This is a genomic window from Trinickia violacea, assembly GCF_005280735.1.
Classification (GTDB): domain Bacteria; phylum Pseudomonadota; class Gammaproteobacteria; order Burkholderiales; family Burkholderiaceae; genus Trinickia_A; species Trinickia_A violacea.
The window spans coordinates 1,357,394-1,378,949 of the sequence record NZ_CP040078.1; the positions used below are offsets into that span (position 1 = coordinate 1,357,394).

Genomic DNA, 21,556 nt, shown 5'->3' on the forward strand with positions numbered 1-21,556 from the left:
CATGACCGTCGCGTTTCGGGAGACAGCTTTGCCCGCTATGTAGGGTCGATGGCGGTCCGTCGCGAACAGCAAGAATCGGCCGAGCGGTCAAAGCTGAAAACTCTATGGGGCGTCGCTTTATTCCTCCCCAGGTGCCACGAAGCCCATATAGCCGAGATTGGCGGCATTCGCGAATGTCCGTTCATGGGCCCGGGTGCGGCTCAACGCCGAACCCGCCCGACAGCGGACATTGGTCATCATCATCTTGCTGCCACGAACGGCAGTAATGGCGGAGTACTTACCGGCCGACATGACTACACGAATGACCGTTGTACCTAAGCGGGCGTATTAGCGTCGATGGGCGAACGGCAGCATTGGCCGGCGGATTCAACCGGTCGATGCAACGAATTGATGGAATCGTTCAGCGGGCGTCTCGTAGTTTAGGGTCTTTCTGGGACGCTCGTTCAATCGTCTCGCAACGGCGTTGAGCTTGGCCTGTGAATGGACCGAGAGGTCAGTTCCCTTTGGAAAGTACTGTCTTAGGAGTCCGTTCGTGTTCTCATTCGAGCCGCGCTGCCAGGGATGCTGCGGATCACAGAAATAGACTTTGATGTCGGTGGCCACTGTAAAGCGTTTGTGGTCCGTCATCTCGGTTCCGCGATCCCACGTCAATGATTTATAGAGCTCCTGCGGCAGCTTGCAGGCATGCTTGATTAGCGCGTTGATGACTGTCTCGGTGTCCTTGCTGGCGATCTTCACCAACATCACATAGCGAGTCTGGCGTTCAACGAGGCTCACAATCTGGCTGCTCGCACTGCCGCATAGCAGGTCGCCTTCCCAATGGCCAGGAACAGCGCGGTCTTCGACTGCGGCTGGGCGTTCGCTGATTGGTACCGTGTCGTGAAGTCTGCCGTGATCCTCAGTCTTTTGCGTATGGTGGCGCGAGCGACGCATGGCCCGGGTGCGCCGCAAATGCTCCAGCAATTCCTTCTTTAGCGCACCGCGAGCCTGTATATAAAGGCTCCGGTAGATCGTCTCGTGCGACACCTGATAGTCCTTGTTGACCGCGTATGAGTGCGTGAGCCAACCGGCAATCTGTTCTGGCGACCACTGCAGCTGAAGTTTGCTCGCCACGACCTGGGCGAGCGCTCGATTTCTGACGAGCTTACATTCCTTTGGGCGACGGGCCCGCTCCCAGGCAAGCTGGTCGGCCTGATTTGCTCGATAGCCTTGAGCTCCGCCATTTCGCCTGATTTCCCGGCTGATGGTGGAAGGCGCTCGTCCGAGCCGGCTTGCCACCAAACGGATCGAGTGCCCTGCCACCAAGGAGCGCGATATTTCTTCTCGCTCGGCAAGTGTCAACGCCAGTCTGGAGCGGTGTCGTCGTGGCGGTTGTATTCCGCCTGTTTCCGCAAGAATCCCCTGTACCGACGAATGATTCCGGTCGAACAGCTGGGCGATCTTCTGAAGCGATTCGCCTTTCCGCCAGCGTTCCCACATTAACGCTTTCTGGCTCTCTGTGTAGTAAATCCGCCGTCTTTGCTTCATTGCAACGCCCTTCACTGCTTATGCAGTCTTAAGTGTGTTGCATCGACCGGTTGAATCCGCCCCGAGAACTTGCCGATCGAAACCACTGCTCGAACGGCCGTTGCACCCCCGTAAGCGGCCATCTCACCGCCAAAGACGAACGCTCCTTCATCGGCCTTTGCCGACATTCAGGTGTCGCCGTTCGTGAGGCAGCTTCAGGTTGCTTTTCTGCCATTAGGACCGCCGCGACCACGAATGTCGGGTTTCACTGCGAGCGAATGCGTACTTTCCCTTCTCGGCCACTCGCGTTCTCGCGCATCGAATGGTCAGTTCCGGAGTACAGCGGTCATCCTCCTCGCAACAATGCCCGGCGGGCTATCGGGCATTCGCGCCGGTGTTGCACGCATGCTCGATGAAGTACGACGTTCGTCACGACGCGCTTGACGTATCACGTAGACATGGACGTGCTCACCGACCTGCGCCGTGGGCTGCGGTTCCGGAGGCCGGGGGTGAGCTTGGAGTGCCGGCAGTGCGTTCGTGCGCCACTCCGGCCTCGGAATGACTTCCCGGACGCCGAAGCTGGTTGAGTCCTCGTAAAGCTCTAACTCCGCGCCAGTGCAAGAAACTCAGCGCGTGCTGCATCCCGCTCGCGAATGCATCCGCGTAGCGCTGTGGTTATGGTTTCACTGTTCGTGTGCTGTACGCCGCGCGACTCGACGCACAAGTGGCGGGCACTGACCCATACTCCAACGCCGAGCGGTTGCAGGTGCTCCACCAGGGCGTCAGCGATCTGGCTCGTCAAGCGCTCCTGTACCTGCAATCGGCGCGCGAACGCGTCCGCCAGACGGTCCAGCTTCGACAGTCCAATTACCTTCCCATCAGGTATGTAGGCAATGGTGCACCGACCGATAATCGGAGCCAAATGGTGCTCGCAGTGCGAATAGACCGGGATGTCCTTGCGCACAACCATCTGGTCATAGTGTTCCGCCCCGTCCTCAAACACCTTCATCAGCTCGGCGATGTCCACGCGGTATCCGCCGCACCAGTGCCGCCACGCCTTCGCAACCCTCGCCGGTGTATCGCGCAACCCCTCACGCAGCGGGTCGTCATCAACCAGTGCGAGCAGGTTGGTGATTACAGACTCCAACTCCTCGTTTGGGTGGTAAGGCAGTTCCATCTTCTTCAACTGCATGACAATCAACTCTCCTGTAAATCGCACTGTTGACACCGTGTTTCGCTCATTTCTAAGCGTGACCACACGCACGCAGTCGTCCGCGTTCATTGTTCACCAGCACAACCGCAATATGAAAGGTTGCCTACGCGAACGATTGGCTCGCAGGCGAACGACTTATCAACATTTCGCACTACAGCGACGGTATAACGCCGTCTTTTTCTACTAAAACCACGTGCGCTTCATAGACACCTTGCTGAGCGGGAGTCACCACGACGATCACCTTCTTGCCCGACGTGAGGTCGGCTCGCGTCGCCGGAGCAAACGTCACGACCGGCACGTTTCCGGGCACTGTCACCGTATTACTCCCGCCCCTATACGACAGTTTGAGTTCGCGACCGCTGGAACCCGTGACAAGACTGTCCACGTTGGCATTCGTCATCGTGCTGTTGGGTCCGAAGTCGTAAGCGAAGTGTCCTTCCTGTGTGCCGCGTGCCGCTTCCGGAAAGAGCAGAACGGAAGTAGCAGTCATCTTTCCGTCGGGGCCCGTAATTGCTGGCGTCCCGACATAGGATCCCACTTTGACGTCCGAGAGCTTGATCACCTTGAGGGCCGTTACCGCGACGTCAGGCTCGACTTCGATCGAAACATTGTCGCCGCTGTGGCGATGCACTGTCAGCACGTTGCCGCGAAGCGACACAATATCGCCGCGGATGCGTTCGCGTTTGACGTCAGACGTCTGTGCGAACGAGACACAGGCCAATGTCAAGGTGGCGAGCAAAACGCACAGTTTCTTAAGAGTGGACATGGATACTCTGTATGTAAGTTGTGTTGAAGACGGCTCGCACACAGTGCCTACTTTGCCTGACGCGCTGCGGAGATGATCGCGGCAGCGACCTCTTCAGGCTTCGACAGCTACCGCATGCTCAATCCACACAATCAATTCGTTAAACGGTCCGAATCAATTACTCAATTGCCGGCTGAACAGAAGTCGCTCGCGCCAGCGCCACTGCGCGCTCGCGCGCAGCCTGTCTGGCCGCTTCGTCCACTTCGGGACCTAGGAGTGTTTTCTCGAGGACGATCGATTCAACGTCGGTCACGCCGACGGATCGCAGCCACGTTTCCATAAACGGCCGCTGAAAATCGAACGAATGTGCGGGTGTGCTCGAGTCCATTGAATAGTCGAGACCTCTCGCATAGATGACCACCGCCTGCTTGTCTTTCAGCAATCCCGTCATCCCTCGCTCGTCGAAAGAGAAGAGGATGTTCCGGTGCGAGACGACATCAATGAACTGCTTGAGCTTGTACGGGATCGAGAAATTCCACAGCGGCACGGAGAAGAGCAGCGTATCGGCGTCGTGCAACCGCTGCGCGAGCGCCCGGATGCTCGTCCACGCCTGCTGTTGGGATTTGCTGAGCGGCGTGCCGCTCAGGTCCGCATATTTGGCATCGAGCGCGTCGCCGTCGAACTCCGGCAACCCGACTGACCACAGATCGAGCGCATCGATCCGATGGTCTGGATGCGCGTCGCGATAAGCGTCCAGATACGCGCGCGCGACGTCAAGCGACGCAGATCGCCGCTTACGGGGCGACGATTCGATATGCAGTAAGGTCGGCATGGGATAGCTCCAGGTGTGTGACAGCCATCATCAAAACATATCGCGACGCAAAATATAAACGAAGTATCATCGTGTCATTCAGTGTTAATCGCACTGAATAGACCCAAGGAAATGTCCGATGTTTGATACTGTGGTGCTGCGATCCTTCGTGGCCGTCGTCCAGGAAGGCGGCTTCACACATGCCGCTGCCCGTCTCAATCTGACGCAGTCCGCCGTCAGCGCGCATGTGCGGCGCCTGGAAAAACAGGTCGGCCGCGACCTGCTCGCGCGCACCACGCGCTCGGTCGCGCTCACTGCCGACGGCGAGTTGCTGTTGGGTTACGCGCGCGCGATCCTCGCGCTCAATCACGATGCTCAGGCGCAACTCTCACGCGGACCGAGCGAGGGCGCGATCCGTGTCGGCCTCTCCGAAGATCTCACCAACGTCAGGCTGATGAACGTGATGCAGGCGTTTGCGGTGCGCTACCCGCGTATCGAGTTCAGCGTCCGGGTCGGCATTGCGGCTGAACTGCTGGCCACGATGGATCACGGCGAACTCGACATGGTGATCGGCGGCCGCTGCCAGGGCACCCGCCCTGGGCGCGTGCTGTGGCGCGAGCCGCTCGTGTGGGCCGGCGCGGAGTGGGCATCGCTTACGCCCGGCGCGCCCGTGCCGCTCGCGCTACTTCCGGAGCCCTGCCCGTATCGAGAGGCTGCACTGGCCGCACTTGCGCGGGCAGGCGTCGACTATCGGATCGCACTGGTGTGTTCAAGCGGCGGCGGCCTGTGCGCGGCGGCGCAGGCCGGTTTTGCGGTGACGCCGATCGTGCAGACACAACTCGTGCATGGCCTGCACGTGGTCCCGCCGGATGCCGGCTTGCCTGCGCTGCCCGATGTCGAGTTCACGATGTTCGCCGCGGCGGGGGCATCGGCGCACATCGCCGACGAACTGGGCAACGCGATCGTGCTGGCATTCGTGCGCAAAGGATGACGTCGAGCGGGCGCGAGGCGGGCTGGCGAAGAGAACAAATCAAGACCTCGCTCGACCCGCGCTGGCCAATGAGTCGTCGAGCCTCGACCAGATTTGTTCCGCACGCGCAAAATTATTTGTCCACGGTGGGCGTTTGCTCGGAGCGTCGACACGCCTAGATTTGGGGAGGATCGGAGCCGCCGGCCCGGTCGGCAAGAGAGCCGAATCCAATTCTCTGAGTCCCTTGGAAGCAGTCGTAGACGCGGCGTCTGGTCGAACGGCGGTAGAGGGTCGAAATGCCCCCCTTGAACAGCGCGCGCTCAACACCTCCACTATTCGCGCCGCAGCAAAATATGTCGGCACCAACCGCGAAATGCGGATACCCGAAAGCTTAAAAACCCCTTCGCGCCGTTTCGTCTTACGTAAGCGACGCGGCGCCGAGTTCCTGCTCGCATGGCAAGGCGACTCGGGCGGGCGCGCGCGACAGCCATCCGGGGGGAACGACATGGCCGATATCCGCATGCTCATGGTTACCGACGGTAACTTTTTCAACTACGGCCCGCAGACGACCTCGCATTACGACTCGTCCTGCTTCTCGCTCGTCACGCTCGTCAATGCGCTCAACAATCCCAGCAATATTCCGTCGATCCAGGTCGACACCGCGCACCGGCGCGGCGCGAAGTTTGCCGGGCAAGATCCCGACACCTCGCAGAACTTGACCTACCCGGGCGATTTCGTCTTCACCGATGTGCCCAATCTCGCGGTCTACGACCTCATCTGGCTGATCGGCGACGAAGGCTATAACGGCACGCAATTGGCCAACTGGAATACCAACATCACGCCCGACGAACAAATCGCCATTGCCGATTTCATGAAGGGCGGCGGCGGGGTGTTTGCGGTCGGCGATCACGACGGCCTCGGCGCGTGCATGTGCGGTGGCCTGCCGCGCATTCGCGTGATGCGCAAATGGTTCGAGTGGGATCATGCGTTCACCGATCCGGCGACCGGCCAGACGTTCATGCCGAACTGGTCTGTCGGCGGCGACGGTACGTCGCCCGGCTATCCCGCCGGCATGACCGATCGCTTCGATACGCTGCAGCCCGATGCGACGATGTTCGGCGGCCAGAAGGTCTATTTCTTCTGGGACCAGTCCGACCCGACGCCGCAAACGTTGATGGATGCCGCGGGCAATCCGTTGACCCAGTCGCCGAATCCGATCCATGCCGTGTTGCGCGGCACGGGCGGCGTGGCGATCGCCGATTTTCCGGACCACATGCACGAGGGCGAGGCGACCGATTTCTCGACGATTCTCGCATCGGGCGCATCGTTCAATCCGAACGACGGCGGCGGTACGCCCAACGCGCTGACTTTCATCGACAGCGGCAACCACCCGCATTCATACCCGGAGTTTCCGAACCCGGGCGGTTATCAGCCGACACCCGAGATCATCGCGTACGGCAAGGATGTCGGGCACGCGACTTACGACGGAAATACGCCGCCGGGACAGATGCCCGACTATGCCGCCACGAACGAAAAAGTGCATGGGACCGTCTGCGTCTATGACGGCTACGGCGCGAACGTCGGTCGGATCGTGACCGGGTCGACGTTCCATCACTATCTCGACAAGAATCTGATCGGCGATCCGCACTCCGATACGATGCACGGGCCGCCGACCAACACGGACTTGGGTCTGCCGCCCGCCATCCTCGAACCGATCACGGAGTTCTACGTCAACGTCGCCACGTGGCTCGCGCGGAAGAATCCGACGTTCCATTTCTGGACCCTCAAGAACACCTTCGGCGCCGACGAGGTGCAAAGCGCCATGACCAGCGGCAAGAACTTTCCCGACGCGTTCTACCTCGCGCTCGAAGGTTTCGCACCGAGTGTGGTCGGCAATCCGATGATTCAGTTTTCCGGACCGTTCGCGGCGCAAGGCGCCAAGTTTCTTCAGGGCGGCGCCGTCTTCAGCGGGAACCCCAACACGCCGCAGCGCATTCTGTTTCCGATTACGGTCGTGTCGATTCCCGGCGGGGCTTTTCCTTCCCACGGATCGACAGCCCCGGCGATCTATCCGCTCGAGGCCGGCATCGCGTTCGGCTCGCAAGCGTTCAACGCCGAAGCGTTGTTCGAACTCACGGCCGGCGCGGACCCGTATTTTACCAACGTCGACGCGAACACCACCCCGCCCAATGCGTTCTATCTGAGCCAGGATCTGCGGGTGTTCCAGGTCATCCCGGACTTGAACCAGGTGCCGTTCATCAACTTCCCGGGCGGCGCCGATGCACCGTTCGGCTACCTCGGCAATCTGTTGCTTTACCTGAACGATCCGTCGAATGGCTACACGCAGCAAGGCGGCACCGATCCGTTCCAGACGCTCAATGAGCAGAACGATCTCATCGAGGATTCGTCGGTGGCGAATCAGGTGCTCGGCCCCGACAACAAGAAGCACACGGCGTACAACTTCGCGATCGCGCGTGTGCGGATGAGAGGCACCGGCTCGATGGCCACCAACGTCAAGGTGTTCTTCCGGATGTTCGCGACGCAGTCGAACGACACCGACTACGATCCGCAAACCACGTATCTGAGCACCTACGATGCGTTGAATCTGCCCGACAAGCCGCTCAACGGCGTGGACGCCACGACGAACCCGCCCGACAACCTCACGTTCGCGTTCTTCGCGACGAGCGGCGGCACGGGCGATTACGATCTGAGCGGCAGCAACCCCGGGGCCAACGAGGCGACGATCAGCAGTTCGAGCTACAACGAGACGTATCACTACTTCGGCTGCTATCTGAACGTGGGTGACCTGCCGGCGAATGCGCTTCCGGGCACGCATCACTGCCTCGTTGCGCAAATCGCCTATGACGCCGCGCCGATTCTCAACTCGAACGGGATCACGCTGAGCCCGGAAAACACCGACAAGCTCGCGCAACGCAATCTGCAAGTGACGTGGTCCGGCAATCCGGGCGGGCCCGCCACGCACCGCATTCCGCAAACCTTCGACAACAAGCCGAGCCTGCGCACCGACAACCCGCTGACGACGATGCTCGGCTATCCCGACGAGCTGATGATCGATTGGGGCAACACGCCGAAGGGCAGCGTCGCGAGCATCTATTGGCCGCAAGCGAGTTCGCTCGACGTGGTGCGGCTGTCGATGCTGCTCTACGCGGACGTCCCGTGGACCGCCACCGACGAGCACACGGTGCAATGCACGGTCGATCATCCTGTGACGTATCTGCCGATTCCGTTCGGGACCGGCGCGAGCTTCGCGGGCCTCTTCACGATCGACCTGCCGATCGGCGTGAAGGCCGGGCAGCAGTTCAACGTGGTGGTGCGCCGCGTGCGCAGCCGGCAACCGCCTGCGTTGACGAACAACACGGGGATCGTGGCGCAGGCGCGTGCCGAGGCCGAGCGCAAACCGCCGGTCACCGACTGGCGCTACATCGTCGGCACGTTCCAGGTCACGATTCCGGTTTCGCTCGAAGAGCCGTTGCTGTGGCCCGAGGAGAACACGCTCGCGATCATGAAGTGGCGCTTCTTGAACACGCCGCTGACGAGCCGGTGGTATCCGGTGTTGCAGCGCTACTTGTCCTACCTGGTCGGCCGCGTCAATGGGTTCGGCGGCAAGGCGGGCGCGATCCCGGCGTCGCCGAACGGCGCGCCGGAGCCGGGCCCTGGCCAAGGGCACGGTCCGGGGCAGGGCGGCTGCGGCGGTGAGCTCGTGCCGTATCGCGGCAAGGTGTGCGAGGTGCTGTTCGATTGCTTCGGCGATTTCGAGGGCTTCGTCCTCGAGAGCTGCTGCGGCACTCAGCGCTTCAGCACCTGCGAATCCGGCTTCGCCGATGTCGTGTTGCGTGCGTGCCGCGAGCGATTGGTGCTGACCGTCTTTGTCGAGAAGGGACGCAAGGACAAGATCCGGCAACTGATGGTCACGTGCTGCTGATCGGGTGAGCCATCGCTGCATCGGGCAGCACGTCGATCGAATCGCGCCGGTCACGCCGGCGCGATTCGATCATTTCTGGTCCGTGAGCGAGCTCAAGATCCGATAGGCCGCTGCCACCCGAGCATCGATCGGGTAGGACTTGTTGGCGAGGATCACGATGCCGATCTTGCGCGCCGGGATGAAGACCGCGTAGGTCGAGAAGCCGTTCGTCGAGCCGGTCTTGTTGATGAGCGCCTCGGATTGCGGCGGCAACGGCGGCGTCAACTCGGTCGCCGCGGCGCCTTTGTAAATGACGTCGGGCGAGTTGCCGGCCTGCAGCGTGTTCAACGCGACCGGATACGGATACTGCTCCCAAATCAGGTCCTGGACGAAGGGCCCGATGGCGTAATAGCCCGTCTGAGCGCACGCAATCGCTTGCTGCCACTTGGCATCGACGGGCGACACGTTCATGTTGACGTCGAGGAATCGCAGGACGTCCGCCGTATCGGTCTTGATTCCGTATGCCTCGGAAGCCAGCGCGCCGGGGTTCAGCCTCACCGGGGCGTCGTTTTTGTTGTAGCCCTGCGCGTAGTCCTTCATCACGCCGGCCGGCACGTCGAGGTAGGTGTGCGTCATGCCGAGGGCGGGCAGCAGCATGCCTTGCATCGCGTCGTCGAACGGCTGGTTCATGCTTTTCGCCGCGATCAGGCCAAGGGTGCCGATCCCGGGGTTCGAATAGAGGCGGAACGTCCCGGCCGGATGTTCCGGTTTCCAGTCGCGCAGGAACGTCGTCAGTTGCTCGTTGTTCGCGATGCTGTCAGGGACATAGAGGGGCAGGCCCGACGTGTGCGTGCCGAGGTTCAGCAAGCTCGCGCGTGCGAGGTTGCTGCCGCGCAGACCCGGTAAATGCTGGCCGGCCGTGTCGGACAGCGACAGCTTGCCGTCGACTTGCGCGTAGCAAGCGAGCGTGGCTGTGAGCGTCTTGCTGAACGAGCCCACCTCGAAGAGCGTGTGACGGGTCACGGGATCGCGCGTGTCCTTCGACGCGATGCCGTAGTTGTAGAAGGTGTGCTTGCCGTCGACGGTCACGCCGACCGCGATGCCCGGAATGCCGTACTGCTGCTTGACGGGGGCGATGGCCGCGTCCACGGCGCGCTGCAGTGCCGGTTGCTGAGCGTCGACGGCGGTGGCGGCTTGGCTTTGGGATGCGACGACACAGGCGATCGTCGTCATCAAGGCTTTGAGTTTCCGATTCATTGTTTGGGAGGTTTGGGAGTTGGCAGCTTATCGGTGGAAGAAGGGGGAGAAGCGTTCGAGGTGCAGCGATTGTCGTTCCCGCCTGGGCCACGCGACAAGCGAGGATAACTTGACCGAGCCATAAGAAATTCTTTGCGCTCGCGCGAGCAGACGATTCCGCTTTCCTTTTATTGCGAGTAAGTAACGAGTAAGTCGACCGGTCCTAGAGTCGCGTCTGTTGCCTTCACCGACCACCGGAAAACGACTGTGAAAATTACGCTCCGCCGCGAACGTCCGCTATTGCTTGCCATTGCTTCTCTTGCGCTCACGTCGGGCACCGCCTGGGCCGACGGCGCCATCGGCGCGGAAGCGTCAGGCACGAACGACTCCGGCCTCACCATCCTGAGCAACGCCACGAACGTGACCCGCTGGGGGCTCGGCGCCGGAGTCGGCGTCGAGGAGGGCGCGTACAAGGGGTACGGCGCCAAGACCACGCCGCTGCCGCTGTTCTATTTCGACGACAAATGGGTGCACGCCCTCGGCACCACGATCGACTTGAAGATCGGCAACTGGAGCGGCGTGAGCGTCGCGCTGCGCGGCCGGTACGCGCTCGGCGAGGGCTTCAAGGGGTCGGACGCGCCGATCCTGAACGGCATGGAAAATCGCAACGGCGCGTTCTGGTACGGCCCGGCGCTCGCGTGGCGTACCGCATTCGGCACGCTGTCGACCGACTACCTGCTCGGCGGCAACAAGGGCGAGCGGGCCAATATCGATTTCAGCAAGTCCTTCGATCTGGGACGTTTTTCCCTCACGCCGCACGCCGGCGTCGAATGGCTGAGCAGCAAATACGTCGATTACTATTACGGCGTGCGGCCGTCCGAAGCAGAGGCGGGGCGCCCGGCGTACACCGGGACCTCGACCTGGAACATGTCGGTGGGCACGCGTGTCGACTACCACTTCACCAAGCAGCAGCAGGTGCTTCTCGATGTCGGCGTGTCGCATCTCGGCAGCGCGATCACCGACAGTCCGATCGTCGGCAAGCGGTACGTTCCGAAGGTCATGGTCGGCTATCTTTACCACTTCAATTGAGCGCAGCGTCATGTCGCGAGTTGCGATTGTCGAAGACCACGAGCGCCTCGCCGGCATGGTGCGCCAGGCGCTGGGCGACGCGGGGATCGAAGCCGATTTGTTCCGCAGCGTCTCGGAGGCGAGCTATGGCGTGAGCCAGGCCGACTACGCGGTGCTGATCATCGACCGCGGCCTGCCCGACGGCGACGGGCTTGCGTTCCTGCGTTCGCTGCGGGCCGCGGGAAGGATGACGCCTTGCCTGATGCTGACCGCGCGCGATGCGCTGCATGACCGCGTCGACGGCCTCGAGAGCGGCGCGGACGATTACGTCACGAAGCCGTTTGCGATGAGCGAGCTCGTTGCGCGCGTGCGCACGCTGATGCGCCGGCCGGCTGTGCTGACCGCGCTGATCGCGTCGTTTGCCGATATCAGCGTCGATCCCCGGCAGCGTGTCTTGCAGTGCGGCGCCGAGTCCGTCGTGCTTGCGCCGACCGAGCTGCAGATCATGCAGTGCCTCATCGAAGCCGCCGGCGGCACGGTTCGGCATGCGACGCTCGAACATGCCGCCTGGGGGCTCGGCGGCGCCGTAACGCCCAACGCGCTCGAAGTGACGCTGCATCGCTTGCGCAAAAAGCTCGCGGCGATCGGCGCGGCGACGCGGCTCACGAATACGCGCGGCGCCGGCTTCGCGCTGCAGGCGGGCGCCCAGGGCCCGCTCTCGAGCGACGAGCCGGCGCCGTCGAAACGGGACGCGGGCGTATGAAGCAGCGCATTCTCGTCGTCGATGGCGACGCCGCGTGCCGCGACGCGCTGCGCGTCTGCCTGCACGCGAGCGGCTACGATGTCGCCGTGCTGTACGAGCCCGGCAAGATGGAGAAGCGGCTCCGTGAAGAGCGCCCGGCCCTCGTCGTCATGGCGAGCGGCGCAGTGCTCGGCAGCGGTCTCGCGGCGCTGAAGGCATTGCGCCGCAGCGGCGACGACCTGCCGGTCATCATGCTCGGAGAGCGGGACGACGCGGTGGAGCGCATCGTCGCGCTCGAATGCGGCGCGGACGATTTCATCACCAAGCCGTTCAACGCGCATGAGGTGCTCGCAAGAATCCGGCGCGTGCTCGCGCGCGCCAAGGACGTTTCGTTCCAGGACCCGGCATCGCGGCCGCCCTTTAGCTTCGACGGCTTCGAGCTCGACTTCGCCTCGCGCACGCTCAGGTTTCGCGGCGAAGCGGTGCCGCTGTCGGAGCGCGACTATGCGATTCTCAATCTGTTCACGAGCGCGCCGAACCAGGTGTTGTCGAGAGAGCGGATTGCCCAGGGCATCTGGCCTGAGACGCCGTACCGGCCCGGGTCGGTGTCCGCCGCGGTGCATCGCCTGCGCCGCTTGATCATGAGCCGGTCCGCCATTCCCGATCTGATCCAGACGGTGCGCGGGACCGGCTATGTGTTTTGTTCGAGCTAGTCATCATGTTCAAGCACTGGATTCGAAGTTTGTCCGCGCGGCTGTGGCTGACGAGCGTCGCTGCGCTGGCCCTTGGCCTCGCGCTGTTGGCGACGTCCGTCATTTACGTGCTCGAGCGCTATCCGGACCCGTTGCTCGGGCGGCGCGAGCAATTGGAATTCGTCGCCGCCGTCGCGCGCGGCCTTAACTTCGACTCCGCCGGCCATCCCGTCTCGGTGCAGCTTCCCGAGCCGATATCGTGGCTATTCAATGTGACGCCGACGGAAGTCCAGTACCGCGTGCTCGACGAAAACGGGCGCTTGTTAATGGCGTCCGCGAATGCGAGAAGCGGCGACCCCTGGCTTGCCGAGCGCCTGTCCGACGTGAGCGGCACGATTGCTCATGCGACCATCAATGGCAGGCCGTATGGCGTCGCCACCGAGCGGATCGTGAAGGGCCAGACCGTTTCCTACGTGCAGTGCGCAACGAGCGCGCACTTCATCAAGGAGCTGGTGAAACTCAAGGTGAAGCCGATCCCGGAGATCGTCTCGATCCTCCTCCTCATCGCGACGGTCACGTTCGGCTTGACGCTGCCGCTCACGATTCACCGCGTGCTCAAGCCGCTGCGCGAGGCGTCGCGCGCGGCGGAGCAAATCACGCCGCGCAACCTGACGACGCGTCTTTCGACCACCGGCGTTCCGAGCGAAATCAAGCCGCTGATCGACGCTTTCAACGAAGCGCTCGGCAGGCTCGAAAACGGCTTCACGGTTCAGCAGCAGTTTCTTGCGGCCGCGGCGCACGAGCTGCAAACGCCGTTGACGCTGGTCAGAGGACAGATCGAGCTGCAACCCGAGATCAAGGACAAGGAGCTGCTGCTTCGCGAGATCGATCTGATGGCGCGTCAGGTGCGGCAGTTGCTGCATCTCGCGGAAGTCAGCGAGTCGCAGAACTTCACGTTCGGTCAGGTGATCATCGCGGACGTGGCGCAGGACGTCGTCGCGTATCTCGCGCGCAAGGCGGACGCGAAAGAGGTCAAGCTCGAGATCGAGCCGCACCCGACACTGCCCGCGATATGGGCCGACCGGAGCGCGCTCTTCATCATGCTCAAGAACATCGTCGAGAATGCGATCAACGTGTCGCCGCCCAAGAGCGTGGTGTCGTTGGCGATCGACGAGGCGTCGATCCAGATACGCGACGAAGGGCCGGGTATCCGCCAGGAGCATCTGCCGTTTCTGTTCAAGCGGTTCTGGCGTGCGCCGGATGCGAAGCACGACGGCGCGGGTCTCGGGCTCGCCATCTGCAAGGAAATTGCCATCGCGCACGAATGGCGGTTGACGGTGAGCCGCCTCGCGGCCGGGACCTGCTTCACCGTCTGGCTTTAGCCATGTGACGGCTGCCGCTAGCGAGCCTCTCGATTCATTTTGTCGGCGATCAGGAAGTCGATTCGCTCCCGGGTCGCCTCCGTTGCCGGGTTGTAGATCACGAGGCAGAGATCGGGCCGGCCATCGACAGCAAAGGCCGAATATTCGAGCTCGATAGGCCCGACGAGCGGATGCCGGATTTCTTTCGTGCCTTCGCCATGCGTGCGCACGTCGTTGTCGCGCCAGATCCGATCGAAGTCGGGCGAGAGCCGGCTGAGTTCTTCCACGAACGCCTGGACGTTCCTCGCCGCTCCCGCGCGCGCGGCATCGGCCCGGAACGCGGCCACGACGAACCGCGCCACGCGTTCCCAATCGGGCTGCGCGGCACGCACCAAAGGATCGAGAAAGATGAGACGCAGCACGTTGCGCCGCTCGGGCGGGAGCGCGCCGTAGTCGGTCAGCACGGCTGTGACCGCGCGATTCCACGCGACGATGTCCCAGGTGGACGTCCTCACGACGGCGGGGCTGAATGTCAAGGAGTCGAGCACGCGTTGCAGCCGAGGCGGCACGTCGCCGATCGCCTGATAGCGGACCTCGGGCGGGCGTCCGAGTCCGATCAGAAAGAGGTGCTCGCGCTCGACGTCCGTCAGCATCAACGCCCGCGAGATCCGATCGAGCACCTCCGCCGACGGCGCGCCGCCGCGCCCCTGTTCGAGCCACGTGTACCACGTCGCGCTGACATTCGCGCGTTGCGCGACCTCTTCGCGCCGTAAGCCCGGCGTGCGCCGCCGTGCAACAGGGAACCCCAATGCCGCGGGGTCGAGTTTCGTGCGGCGGCCTCGGAGATAGGCGCCAAGCAGATTGTCGTTTCCGTTCGCCATGCTCATCCACACGGACGGTATTTCGAAAGCTGATTCGCCGCGCGCCGGCGCGGCGATTTTCAGCGGAATCCGGATCGTTGATCCGGATTCCTGATGATTGCTTTAAGAGTTCGCCTGTCCGGTATTGCGGCAGGCAGTGCGCCAGCGCGACGCCGTCTTCGACGCTTCCGCGCTTTCGGCGACTTCGCGCCACCACCTCTCGCCGCGATGCGGTTCGGCCAGGTCGAGCCGCTCGCCCATGCGCGGCGTCGAAAGGGCGATCCCGCGCGCCGCCGTCAAGCCCGTCACGCGCTCGAACGGTTCCTGCCAGCGATGCATGGCGAGATCGAACGTGCCGTTGTGAACCGGCATCAGCCAGCGGCCGCGTAGATCGACATGCGCCTGCACAGTGTCTTCGGGCTGCATGTGAACGTACGGCCATTGCGCATCGTAGGCGCCCGTTTCGAGCAGCGTGACGTCGAACGGGCCGAGCCGCTCGCCGATGGTCTTGAAGCCGTCGAAGTAGCCCGTGTCGCCGCTGAAGAACACGCGCAAATCGCCGTCGACGATCACCCACGAGGCCCACAACGTGCTGTTGCCGTCGAACAGGCTGCGCCCGGAGAAGTGCTGCGCGGGCGTCGCCGTGAGCGACAGGCCGTCCCTCTCCACGTTCTGCCACCAGTCGAGCTGACGGATCTTCGCGGCGTCGATGCCCCATTCGATCAGACGGTCGCCGACGCCCAGCGGCGTCAGGAACAGGCGCGTCGTCTCGGCGAGCGCGAGCACGGTTTCGCGGTCGAGATGGTCGTAGTGGTCGTGAGACAGAATCACGCCGGCGAGCGGCGGCAGATCCGCGAGTGCGATCGGCGGCGCGTGGAAGCGCTTCGGACCGACGCGCTTGAACGGCGACGCGCGCTCGCCGAACACCGGATCGGTCAGCCAGAACTGGCCGCGCAGCTTGAGCAGCATCGTCGAATGCCCGAGGCGGTAGAGGCTGCGGTCGGGCGCGGCGTCGAGCTGCTCGCGGGTGAGCGCGTCGAGGGGCAGTGCGCCTGCGGGTACGGTGCCGCCTGGCTTGTTGAACAGCACGTTCCACGTGATGCTCAACATCTTGCGGAAGCCTTCGACGGGACGCGGCTTGACGTTGCGAAAGCGCTCGCCGTCGTGCTGCGGGGACAGGTGCGAGCGGGACAACTCGCGCCCGCGCTTTGCGGCGGTGAGACCCAAGGCGCGGCTGAGGAAACCGGAAAGCGATGTCATGTAAGACGAATCCGTGATGGAAAGTACACCGGGCAGTGTAGTTTATTTTCGAGAAAAGTAAACTGCGCGGTGTAAAATTTCCGAATGGAAACGACCGCCACCCCCCAACGCCTGACTGATCGAAAGCGCGTCGCCATCATCGAGGCGGCGATCGAGGAATTTCGCTCGGCCGGCTTCGACGCGACCAGCATGGACCGTATCGCCGCGCGCGCGAGCGTCTCCAAGCGCACCGTCTACAACCATTTCCCGAGCAAGGAGGCGCTGTTCGCGTCGATCCTGCACCAGCTGTGGGATGCGAGCCGGACGGGCAGTGCGCCCGCCTATCGCGCCGACGCGCCGTTGCGCGTGCAGTTGCTCGACCTGCTGATGCGCAAGCTGCGTTTCATGAACGACGAAGCGTTCTTGTCGCTGGCGCGCGTGGCGATCGCGGCGGGCATCCATTCGCCGGAGCGCGCGCGCGACATGGTCGCGCGCATGGGCGAGCGCGAGGAAGACTTGATGGTGTGGGTACGTGCGGCCGCGGCCGATGGGCGTCTCAAGACATCGGACCCGGTATTCGCCACGCACCAGTTGTACGGGCTCGTGAAGGCGTTTTCGTTCTGGCCGCAGGTGACGATGGGGCAGCCGCCGCTCAGCAAAAGCGAACAGAAGAAAGTGGCGGAAGCGGCCGCCGATATGTTTCTCGCGCGCTATGCGTGACTAGCGCGCGAGAGAAGTGCGAGAAGCGCGAGAAGCGGCGCTAACGCGCCACTACTGCTGATCCTCCGTCGAGATGAAGACCATGCCGTGCGGGCTCTGCAGATTGGTCACGAGCGGAAGCAGGGCGCCGCTCTTCATATCGAGCTGACCGACATAGGCGGGGACCGCCGGCGTCGTGCCCGCGGCGGGCACGCCCGTCGACGCGGAGAACGCGGCGTCTTTCTGCCAGACATCGGCCGTGATCTTGTAGACGATGTTGGCCTTCGTGTCCGACACCAGGATGTAGCCCTTACGCGAGGAAGCGAACACCGTGTCGTCGACCTGCACGTTGCCCAGCAGCGGCAGATATTCGATTTGCGGATCGGTGCCCGGCGCGCGCCACAACACGAGCTGACTGTCGCCCTGGTCGTCGAGCAACACGTCGCCCGACGGCGTCAGCGTCATCGAGTCCGGATCGGTCAGGTTCAGCCGCTTCACCGTGCCGAACGGAATGTTGCTCGCTGCCGGCGTGCCGGAGAACACCGCGGAGACCTCGATCGTGCCGTTCGATTCGAGGATCGCGCGCACGATCGAAGGCCCGGTGTTCACGCCGCTCCCATTGAGCGTGGGATTGGACGCGCTGAAGTACGCCTGGCCATCCTTGAAGATGACGTCGTCGTAACCGCCGCCGTGCGGCGGCTTGCCGAAGACATAGCGCGTGGTGCGGCCCGTCGACGAGTCGATCGTGACGAGGTTGGCGTTCGCATCCTCGTTCTGCACGGCCCAGATTTCCCGTGTGTACGGATTGACCTTCAGGCCGTCGTTGTGTCCCACCACCGTGATGCTGCGCAGGACGTTGCCGTCGCGCGAGTATTCGACGATCTGGCTTTGCGCGTTGCCCGTACCGTCGGGCGCGCCGCCGTTGGCGTAGCCGATCCAGATGTGATTGTCGAGCACGGTGATCGAGTCAGGCGCGCTGGACCCTGCCGGCGGCTTGGCGAAGACGCTGATGCTGAAGCCGGGCGTGACGACCGGGCTCGGCGGCGTCTGGGCGACGGCGCCGGCGGAGGCGAGGCAGTAAGCGGCGAATGCGAGCGTGGTGCGATGAAGAATGCGGCGAGCAGCAGAAACAGATTGAATGCAAGGCATGTTCGGCTCCTGAGACGGGTATGCGGGGGGACGCAAAAGGCGCCGGACGGATTGAGTCGAGGCGGATTGGCCCGACGCAGATCGACCGTAATACGCAGAAATATTTCGTCAGACATGAAAGCATTCGAATGTGACTGAGGGGTGTCGGGGCCGCAAAAGAGGATAAGTTTACGAAGAGGCTACAGGCGGACTCCTACGGGTCCGCCATGCACTCGCCTTGCCGCTTAGACCTCGACGACGACCTTGCCGAACTGGCCGTTGTTCTCGAGATAGCGGTGAACTTCGACCATCTCGTCGAACTTGAACTTGCGATCGATGACGGGTTTGAGCGCGCCGCTTTCGAGGCCCTTGACGACATACTCGACAGCCGCCTTGCGCCGCGTTTCGTCGCCGCTCGTGAGCCAGATGTTGTGCGCCTTGATGGTCGGCATCTTCGCGATCATCGCGAGCACGGGGATCGGCGTTTCGCCCTCGGCGAGCGCACCGTAGAGATAGACCGTGCCTTGGAAGGCCAGCGCGTCGATCAGCTTAGGGAAGTTCGGGCCGCCGATCGGATCGAACGCGACGCGGGCACCCTTGCCTTCGGTGATGCGAAGGACTTCCGAGACCATATCGACCTCGTCGGTCGCGATCACATGCGCGGCCCCCGCCGCCAGCAGCGGGTCTCGTTTTGCCGAAGTGCGCGTCAGCGCAATCGACGTCGCGCCGGCATAGTTGGCGATCTGGATGGCCGCGAGCCCGACGCTGCTCGATGCCGCCGGAATGATGACGAAATCGCCTTTGCCCACCTTGGCGTCTTCGACCAGTGCGCCATAGGCGGTAACGAACATCATCCAGACCGATGCCGCTTCGGCAAACGACAGCGACTTCGGATGCTTGACGACCGCATAGCCCGGTACGTTAATGACCTCGCCGTACGTGAAATACTGGTTCATCGAAAACGACGGGATCACGCTGACCTCGTCGCCCACCGCGATGCCCGTCACCTCCGAACCGACTGCGTCGACAATGCCGGCCGCCTCGTAGCCGAGCCCCGCCGGAAACTGAACGGGCTCGATATAGATATCGGTGCGCCACATCGATTCGGCACGGTTGATGCCGATCGCCTTGACCTTGATGCGAACCTCGCTCGGGGCCGGTGTGCGCACCGGCGCGTCGACGAACTCGAGAACTTCCGGGCCACCGGCCTTCGAAAACTGAATGATGCGTGACATGTGAGACTCCTGAACTGAATGCATGGGTGAAAGAGGATGCCCGCTCAAGCCTGCAGCGCGGCGGCGTAGGTCGGGAAATCCGAGTAATGACGTTCGTCGCCGCCCCAGAACGCAGCGCGCACGTAAGGCGTGAGCGGCAGCTTGTGCTTGAGGCGGTACGGCAGATCGGGATTCGAGCTGAAGTGACGGCCGAAGGCCACGAGATCCGCGTCCCCCGATGCGACGATGGCTTCCGCGCTTTCGCCGTCGAATCCGCCCGCGGCGATAATCGGCCCGGAGAAGTGCGGGCGAAGATACTTCACGGCGACCGGGGGGTGTCCTTCATGCAGCGTGTCGTCGCCTTTGATGCGCGGCTCGATCACATGCAGGTAGGCGATCTTGTACTCGTCGAGCACTTTGGCCACGTGGCTGAACGTGGCTTCCGGATTACTGTCGGAGATGCTGCCCCATTCGCCGGACGGCGAGATCCGCACGCCCACACGATCCGCACCCCACACCGAGATCAGCGCTTCGACGGCTTCGCGCAGGAAGCGCACGCGATTCTCGATCGAACCTCCATAGGCGTCCGTGCGCTTGTTGGTGCCGTCCTGGATGAACTGGTCGACGAGATAGCCGTTCGCGCCGTGCAGTTCGACGCCATCGAAACCGGCGTCGAGCGCACGTTGTGCGGCGACACGAAATTCCTCGATGATGCCGGGGATTTCTTCGACATCGAGCGCACGGTGCGGCGACGCCGGTACGAAGCCGTCCTTCGTGAGCGCAACGCCCTCGAACGGCACGACCGATGGCGCCACAGGATCGGCGCCCTCCGTCATGTCGACATGGCTCTGACGACCGCCGTGAATCAGCTGCATGAAGACACGCCCGCCTTTGGCGTGGACGGCGTCCGCAATCGCCTTCCAGCCTTCCGTCTGGCCGTCGTGATAGAAACTCGCGGCACCGAGATACGAGCGCGCAGTGATCGAGATGCTGACGCCTTCGACGATCTCGAGGCCACCCTCGGAGGCACGCTGGCCGTAGAAATCGGCCATCATCGGACTCGGGATGTCGCCCGGCTGAATCGTGCGCAGACGGGTCATCGGGGCGAGCACAACCCGATGAGAGAGCGGATAGGCGCCAACTTTCGTCGGCGTGAACAGGTGAGTCATGATCTTTCCTTGTGTAGCGGTTTTTCCATAAAGATTAGTAGTCACGATGATTCTCCTTGAAGGTTGAATGTCGAGGAGCGTCGATACGTCCGATACGGCTTACGAAAGGAATCGGGAAACGTCTTCCACGAAGCGCTCGGGGTATTGGTAGAGCGAGCCGTGGTTGGCGTCGGGGTAGAGGATCAGCTGAGCATCCGGGATGTGCTTGCGCAGGATCAGCGAATTGACCGTGTAGATGATCACGTCGTTATCGCCGTTGACGACGAGTGTCGGCTGCCTGAGCGCGGACAGATACGCGTACGGGTTGTCCTGCGGCTTGCCCCATTTGGCGAGCGCGGCGAGCTGCGCCGGCGCCACGGTGTCGCTGGCGGCCGGATCGCGGTTCTCCGTGCGCCGGCGGAAGCGCGCGAGAAACTCGCGGCCCGCTGCCTGGCTGGCTTCGGAGGGGGAGAAGTGCACACGCAGCCAGAGATGGTCCGGCTCGGCATACGCGGCGCCGAAGATTTCCTGAGCTTCCGGTGTCAGCGAGGCCATGCCTTCGCCGCTTCGCGGGCCAGTGCCGACGAGAATCACGCGGCGGACCAGCGTGGGCTCGGCAATGGCGAGCGTCTGCGCGATCAGGCCACCCATCGAGAAACCGAGAACGTCGACCTGTTCGAGGCCGAGCGCGCGGATGAACGCGGCGGTGTTGGCGGCCATCTCTTCGATCGATTCGGGAACGGTGCCCGAACTGCTCGAGATGCCGGCATTGTTGAAGAGGACCACTTCACGCCCTTGCGCCAAGCCGTCGGTCACGGCAGGGTCCCAGTGATCCATGGTGCCGGTGAAGTGAATGTTCATTACGAGCGGAACACCGGCGGGATTGCCGAAGCGGCGATAGGCGAAGCGGATGCCGTTTGCTTCGACATACTGCGTCGGCGCGGTGTGGTGGGTATGGAGCGTCATGATCAGTGTCCTTTCGGGTGTCGTTTGGCCGGCGTG

The 21,556-nt window shown here is 62.9% G+C and carries 18 protein-coding genes; 7 read left to right on the forward strand and 11 right to left on the reverse strand.

The features are described from left to right. Nucleotides 1–366: 366 nt before the first annotated feature. The 4 genes from FAZ95_RS28175 to FAZ95_RS28190 all read right to left on the reverse strand — a co-directional run bounded on the left by FAZ95_RS28175 (nt 367) and on the right by FAZ95_RS28190 (nt 4,296). Nucleotides 367–1,527, reverse strand: coding sequence for an IS30 family transposase (locus FAZ95_RS28175; RefSeq protein WP_137335751.1), 1,161 nt, complete (start codon nt 1,525–1,527; stop codon nt 367–369). A 580-nt stretch (nt 1,528–2,107) separates the two neighbouring features. Then, entirely contained in the window at nt 2,108–2,698 is a 591-nt protein-coding gene (folE, locus tag FAZ95_RS28180; RefSeq protein WP_254700318.1) for a GTP cyclohydrolase I FolE, read from the reverse strand. A 172-nt stretch (nt 2,699–2,870) separates the two neighbouring features. Beyond that, nucleotides 2,871–3,485: a hypothetical protein gene (locus FAZ95_RS28185; RefSeq protein ID WP_137335752.1), complete on the reverse strand. Its 615-nt coding sequence runs from the start codon at nt 3,483–3,485 to the stop codon at nt 2,871–2,873. A gap of 157 nt (nt 3,486–3,642) precedes the next feature. Continuing rightward, nucleotides 3,643–4,296 (reverse strand): FMN-dependent NADH-azoreductase, encoded by a 654-nt coding sequence (locus FAZ95_RS28190; RefSeq protein WP_137335753.1) that lies wholly within the window; start codon nt 4,294–4,296, stop codon nt 3,643–3,645. Nucleotides 4,297–4,414: 118 nt separating this feature from the next. Here FAZ95_RS28190 and FAZ95_RS28195 point away from each other — a divergent pair, with 118 nt between their 5' ends. Both FAZ95_RS28195 and FAZ95_RS28200 read left to right on the forward strand, forming a co-directional pair. Next, the gene (locus tag FAZ95_RS28195) at nt 4,415–5,266 is read left to right on the forward strand and encodes a LysR substrate-binding domain-containing protein (protein WP_137335754.1); all 852 of its coding nucleotides are present in this window, start codon (nt 4,415–4,417) and stop codon (nt 5,264–5,266) included. 484 nt (nt 5,267–5,750) lie between these two features. Further along, nucleotides 5,751–9,188, forward strand: coding sequence for a hypothetical protein (locus tag FAZ95_RS28200; protein ID WP_137335755.1), 3,438 nt, complete (start codon nt 5,751–5,753; stop codon nt 9,186–9,188). Between the two features lie 69 nt (nt 9,189–9,257). Here FAZ95_RS28200 and ampC read toward each other — a convergent pair whose 3' ends face one another. Then, nucleotides 9,258–10,400 carry a class C beta-lactamase gene (ampC, locus tag FAZ95_RS28205; protein WP_137337640.1) on the reverse strand — a complete coding sequence of 381 codons (1,143 nt, stop codon included), beginning with the start codon at nt 10,398–10,400 and terminating at the stop codon, nt 9,258–9,260. 270 nt (nt 10,401–10,670) lie between these two features. Between ampC and FAZ95_RS28210 the strand changes: the two genes are divergently transcribed. From FAZ95_RS28210 to FAZ95_RS28225, 4 genes are read left to right on the forward strand one after another with little or no spacing between them, the layout of a single operon-like run. After that, nucleotides 10,671–11,492 (forward strand): MipA/OmpV family protein, encoded by an 822-nt coding sequence (locus FAZ95_RS28210; RefSeq protein ID WP_137335756.1) that lies wholly within the window; start codon nt 10,671–10,673, stop codon nt 11,490–11,492. A 10-nt stretch (nt 11,493–11,502) separates the two neighbouring features. Beyond that, nucleotides 11,503–12,234, forward strand: a complete 732-nt coding sequence (locus tag FAZ95_RS28215) for a response regulator transcription factor (protein WP_137335757.1) — start codon at nt 11,503–11,505, stop codon at nt 12,232–12,234. Further along, the gene (locus FAZ95_RS28220; protein ID WP_137335758.1) at nt 12,231–12,926 is read left to right on the forward strand and encodes a response regulator transcription factor; all 696 of its coding nucleotides are present in this window, start codon (nt 12,231–12,233) and stop codon (nt 12,924–12,926) included. Before FAZ95_RS28215 ends, FAZ95_RS28220 begins: the two co-directional genes overlap by 4 nt. Nucleotides 12,927–12,931: 5 nt before the next feature. Next, nucleotides 12,932–14,287, forward strand: coding sequence for a sensor histidine kinase (locus FAZ95_RS28225; RefSeq protein WP_137335759.1), 1,356 nt, complete (start codon nt 12,932–12,934; stop codon nt 14,285–14,287). A 17-nt stretch (nt 14,288–14,304) separates the two neighbouring features. On the opposite strand, the gene FAZ95_RS28230 is transcribed toward FAZ95_RS28225, so the two are convergent. Beyond that, entirely contained in the window at nt 14,305–15,147 is an 843-nt protein-coding gene (locus FAZ95_RS28230) for a helix-turn-helix transcriptional regulator (RefSeq protein ID WP_137335760.1), read from the reverse strand. Nucleotides 15,148–15,249: 102 nt separating this feature from the next. Further along, nucleotides 15,250–16,386, reverse strand: coding sequence for an MBL fold metallo-hydrolase (locus tag FAZ95_RS28235; protein ID WP_137335761.1), 1,137 nt, complete (start codon nt 16,384–16,386; stop codon nt 15,250–15,252). 84 nt (nt 16,387–16,470) lie between these two features. Here FAZ95_RS28235 and FAZ95_RS28240 point away from each other — a divergent pair, with 84 nt between their 5' ends. Next, nucleotides 16,471–17,085: a TetR/AcrR family transcriptional regulator gene (locus tag FAZ95_RS28240; protein WP_137335762.1), complete on the forward strand. Its 615-nt coding sequence runs from the start codon at nt 16,471–16,473 to the stop codon at nt 17,083–17,085. 51 nt (nt 17,086–17,136) lie between these two features. Here the strand turns inward: FAZ95_RS28240 and FAZ95_RS28245 are convergent, their stop codons facing one another. The 4 genes from FAZ95_RS28245 to FAZ95_RS28260 all read right to left on the reverse strand — a co-directional run bounded on the left by FAZ95_RS28245 (nt 17,137) and on the right by FAZ95_RS28260 (nt 21,520). Beyond that, nucleotides 17,137–18,213 (reverse strand): PQQ-binding-like beta-propeller repeat protein, encoded by a 1,077-nt coding sequence (locus tag FAZ95_RS28245; RefSeq protein ID WP_137335763.1) that lies wholly within the window; start codon nt 18,211–18,213, stop codon nt 17,137–17,139. A gap of 224 nt (nt 18,214–18,437) precedes the next feature. Beyond that, entirely contained in the window at nt 18,438–19,427 is a 990-nt protein-coding gene (locus FAZ95_RS28250; RefSeq protein WP_137335764.1) for a zinc-dependent alcohol dehydrogenase family protein, read from the reverse strand. A 44-nt stretch (nt 19,428–19,471) separates the two neighbouring features. Beyond that, a complete protein-coding gene (locus FAZ95_RS28255) occupies nt 19,472–20,575 on the reverse strand; it encodes an alkene reductase (protein WP_137335765.1) in 1,104 nt (367 codons plus the stop codon). Between the two features lie 99 nt (nt 20,576–20,674). Further along, on the reverse strand, nt 20,675–21,520 hold the full coding sequence (locus tag FAZ95_RS28260) for an alpha/beta fold hydrolase (RefSeq protein WP_137335766.1): 846 nt from the start codon (nt 21,518–21,520) through the stop codon (nt 20,675–20,677). Nucleotides 21,521–21,556 lie beyond the last annotated feature (36 nt).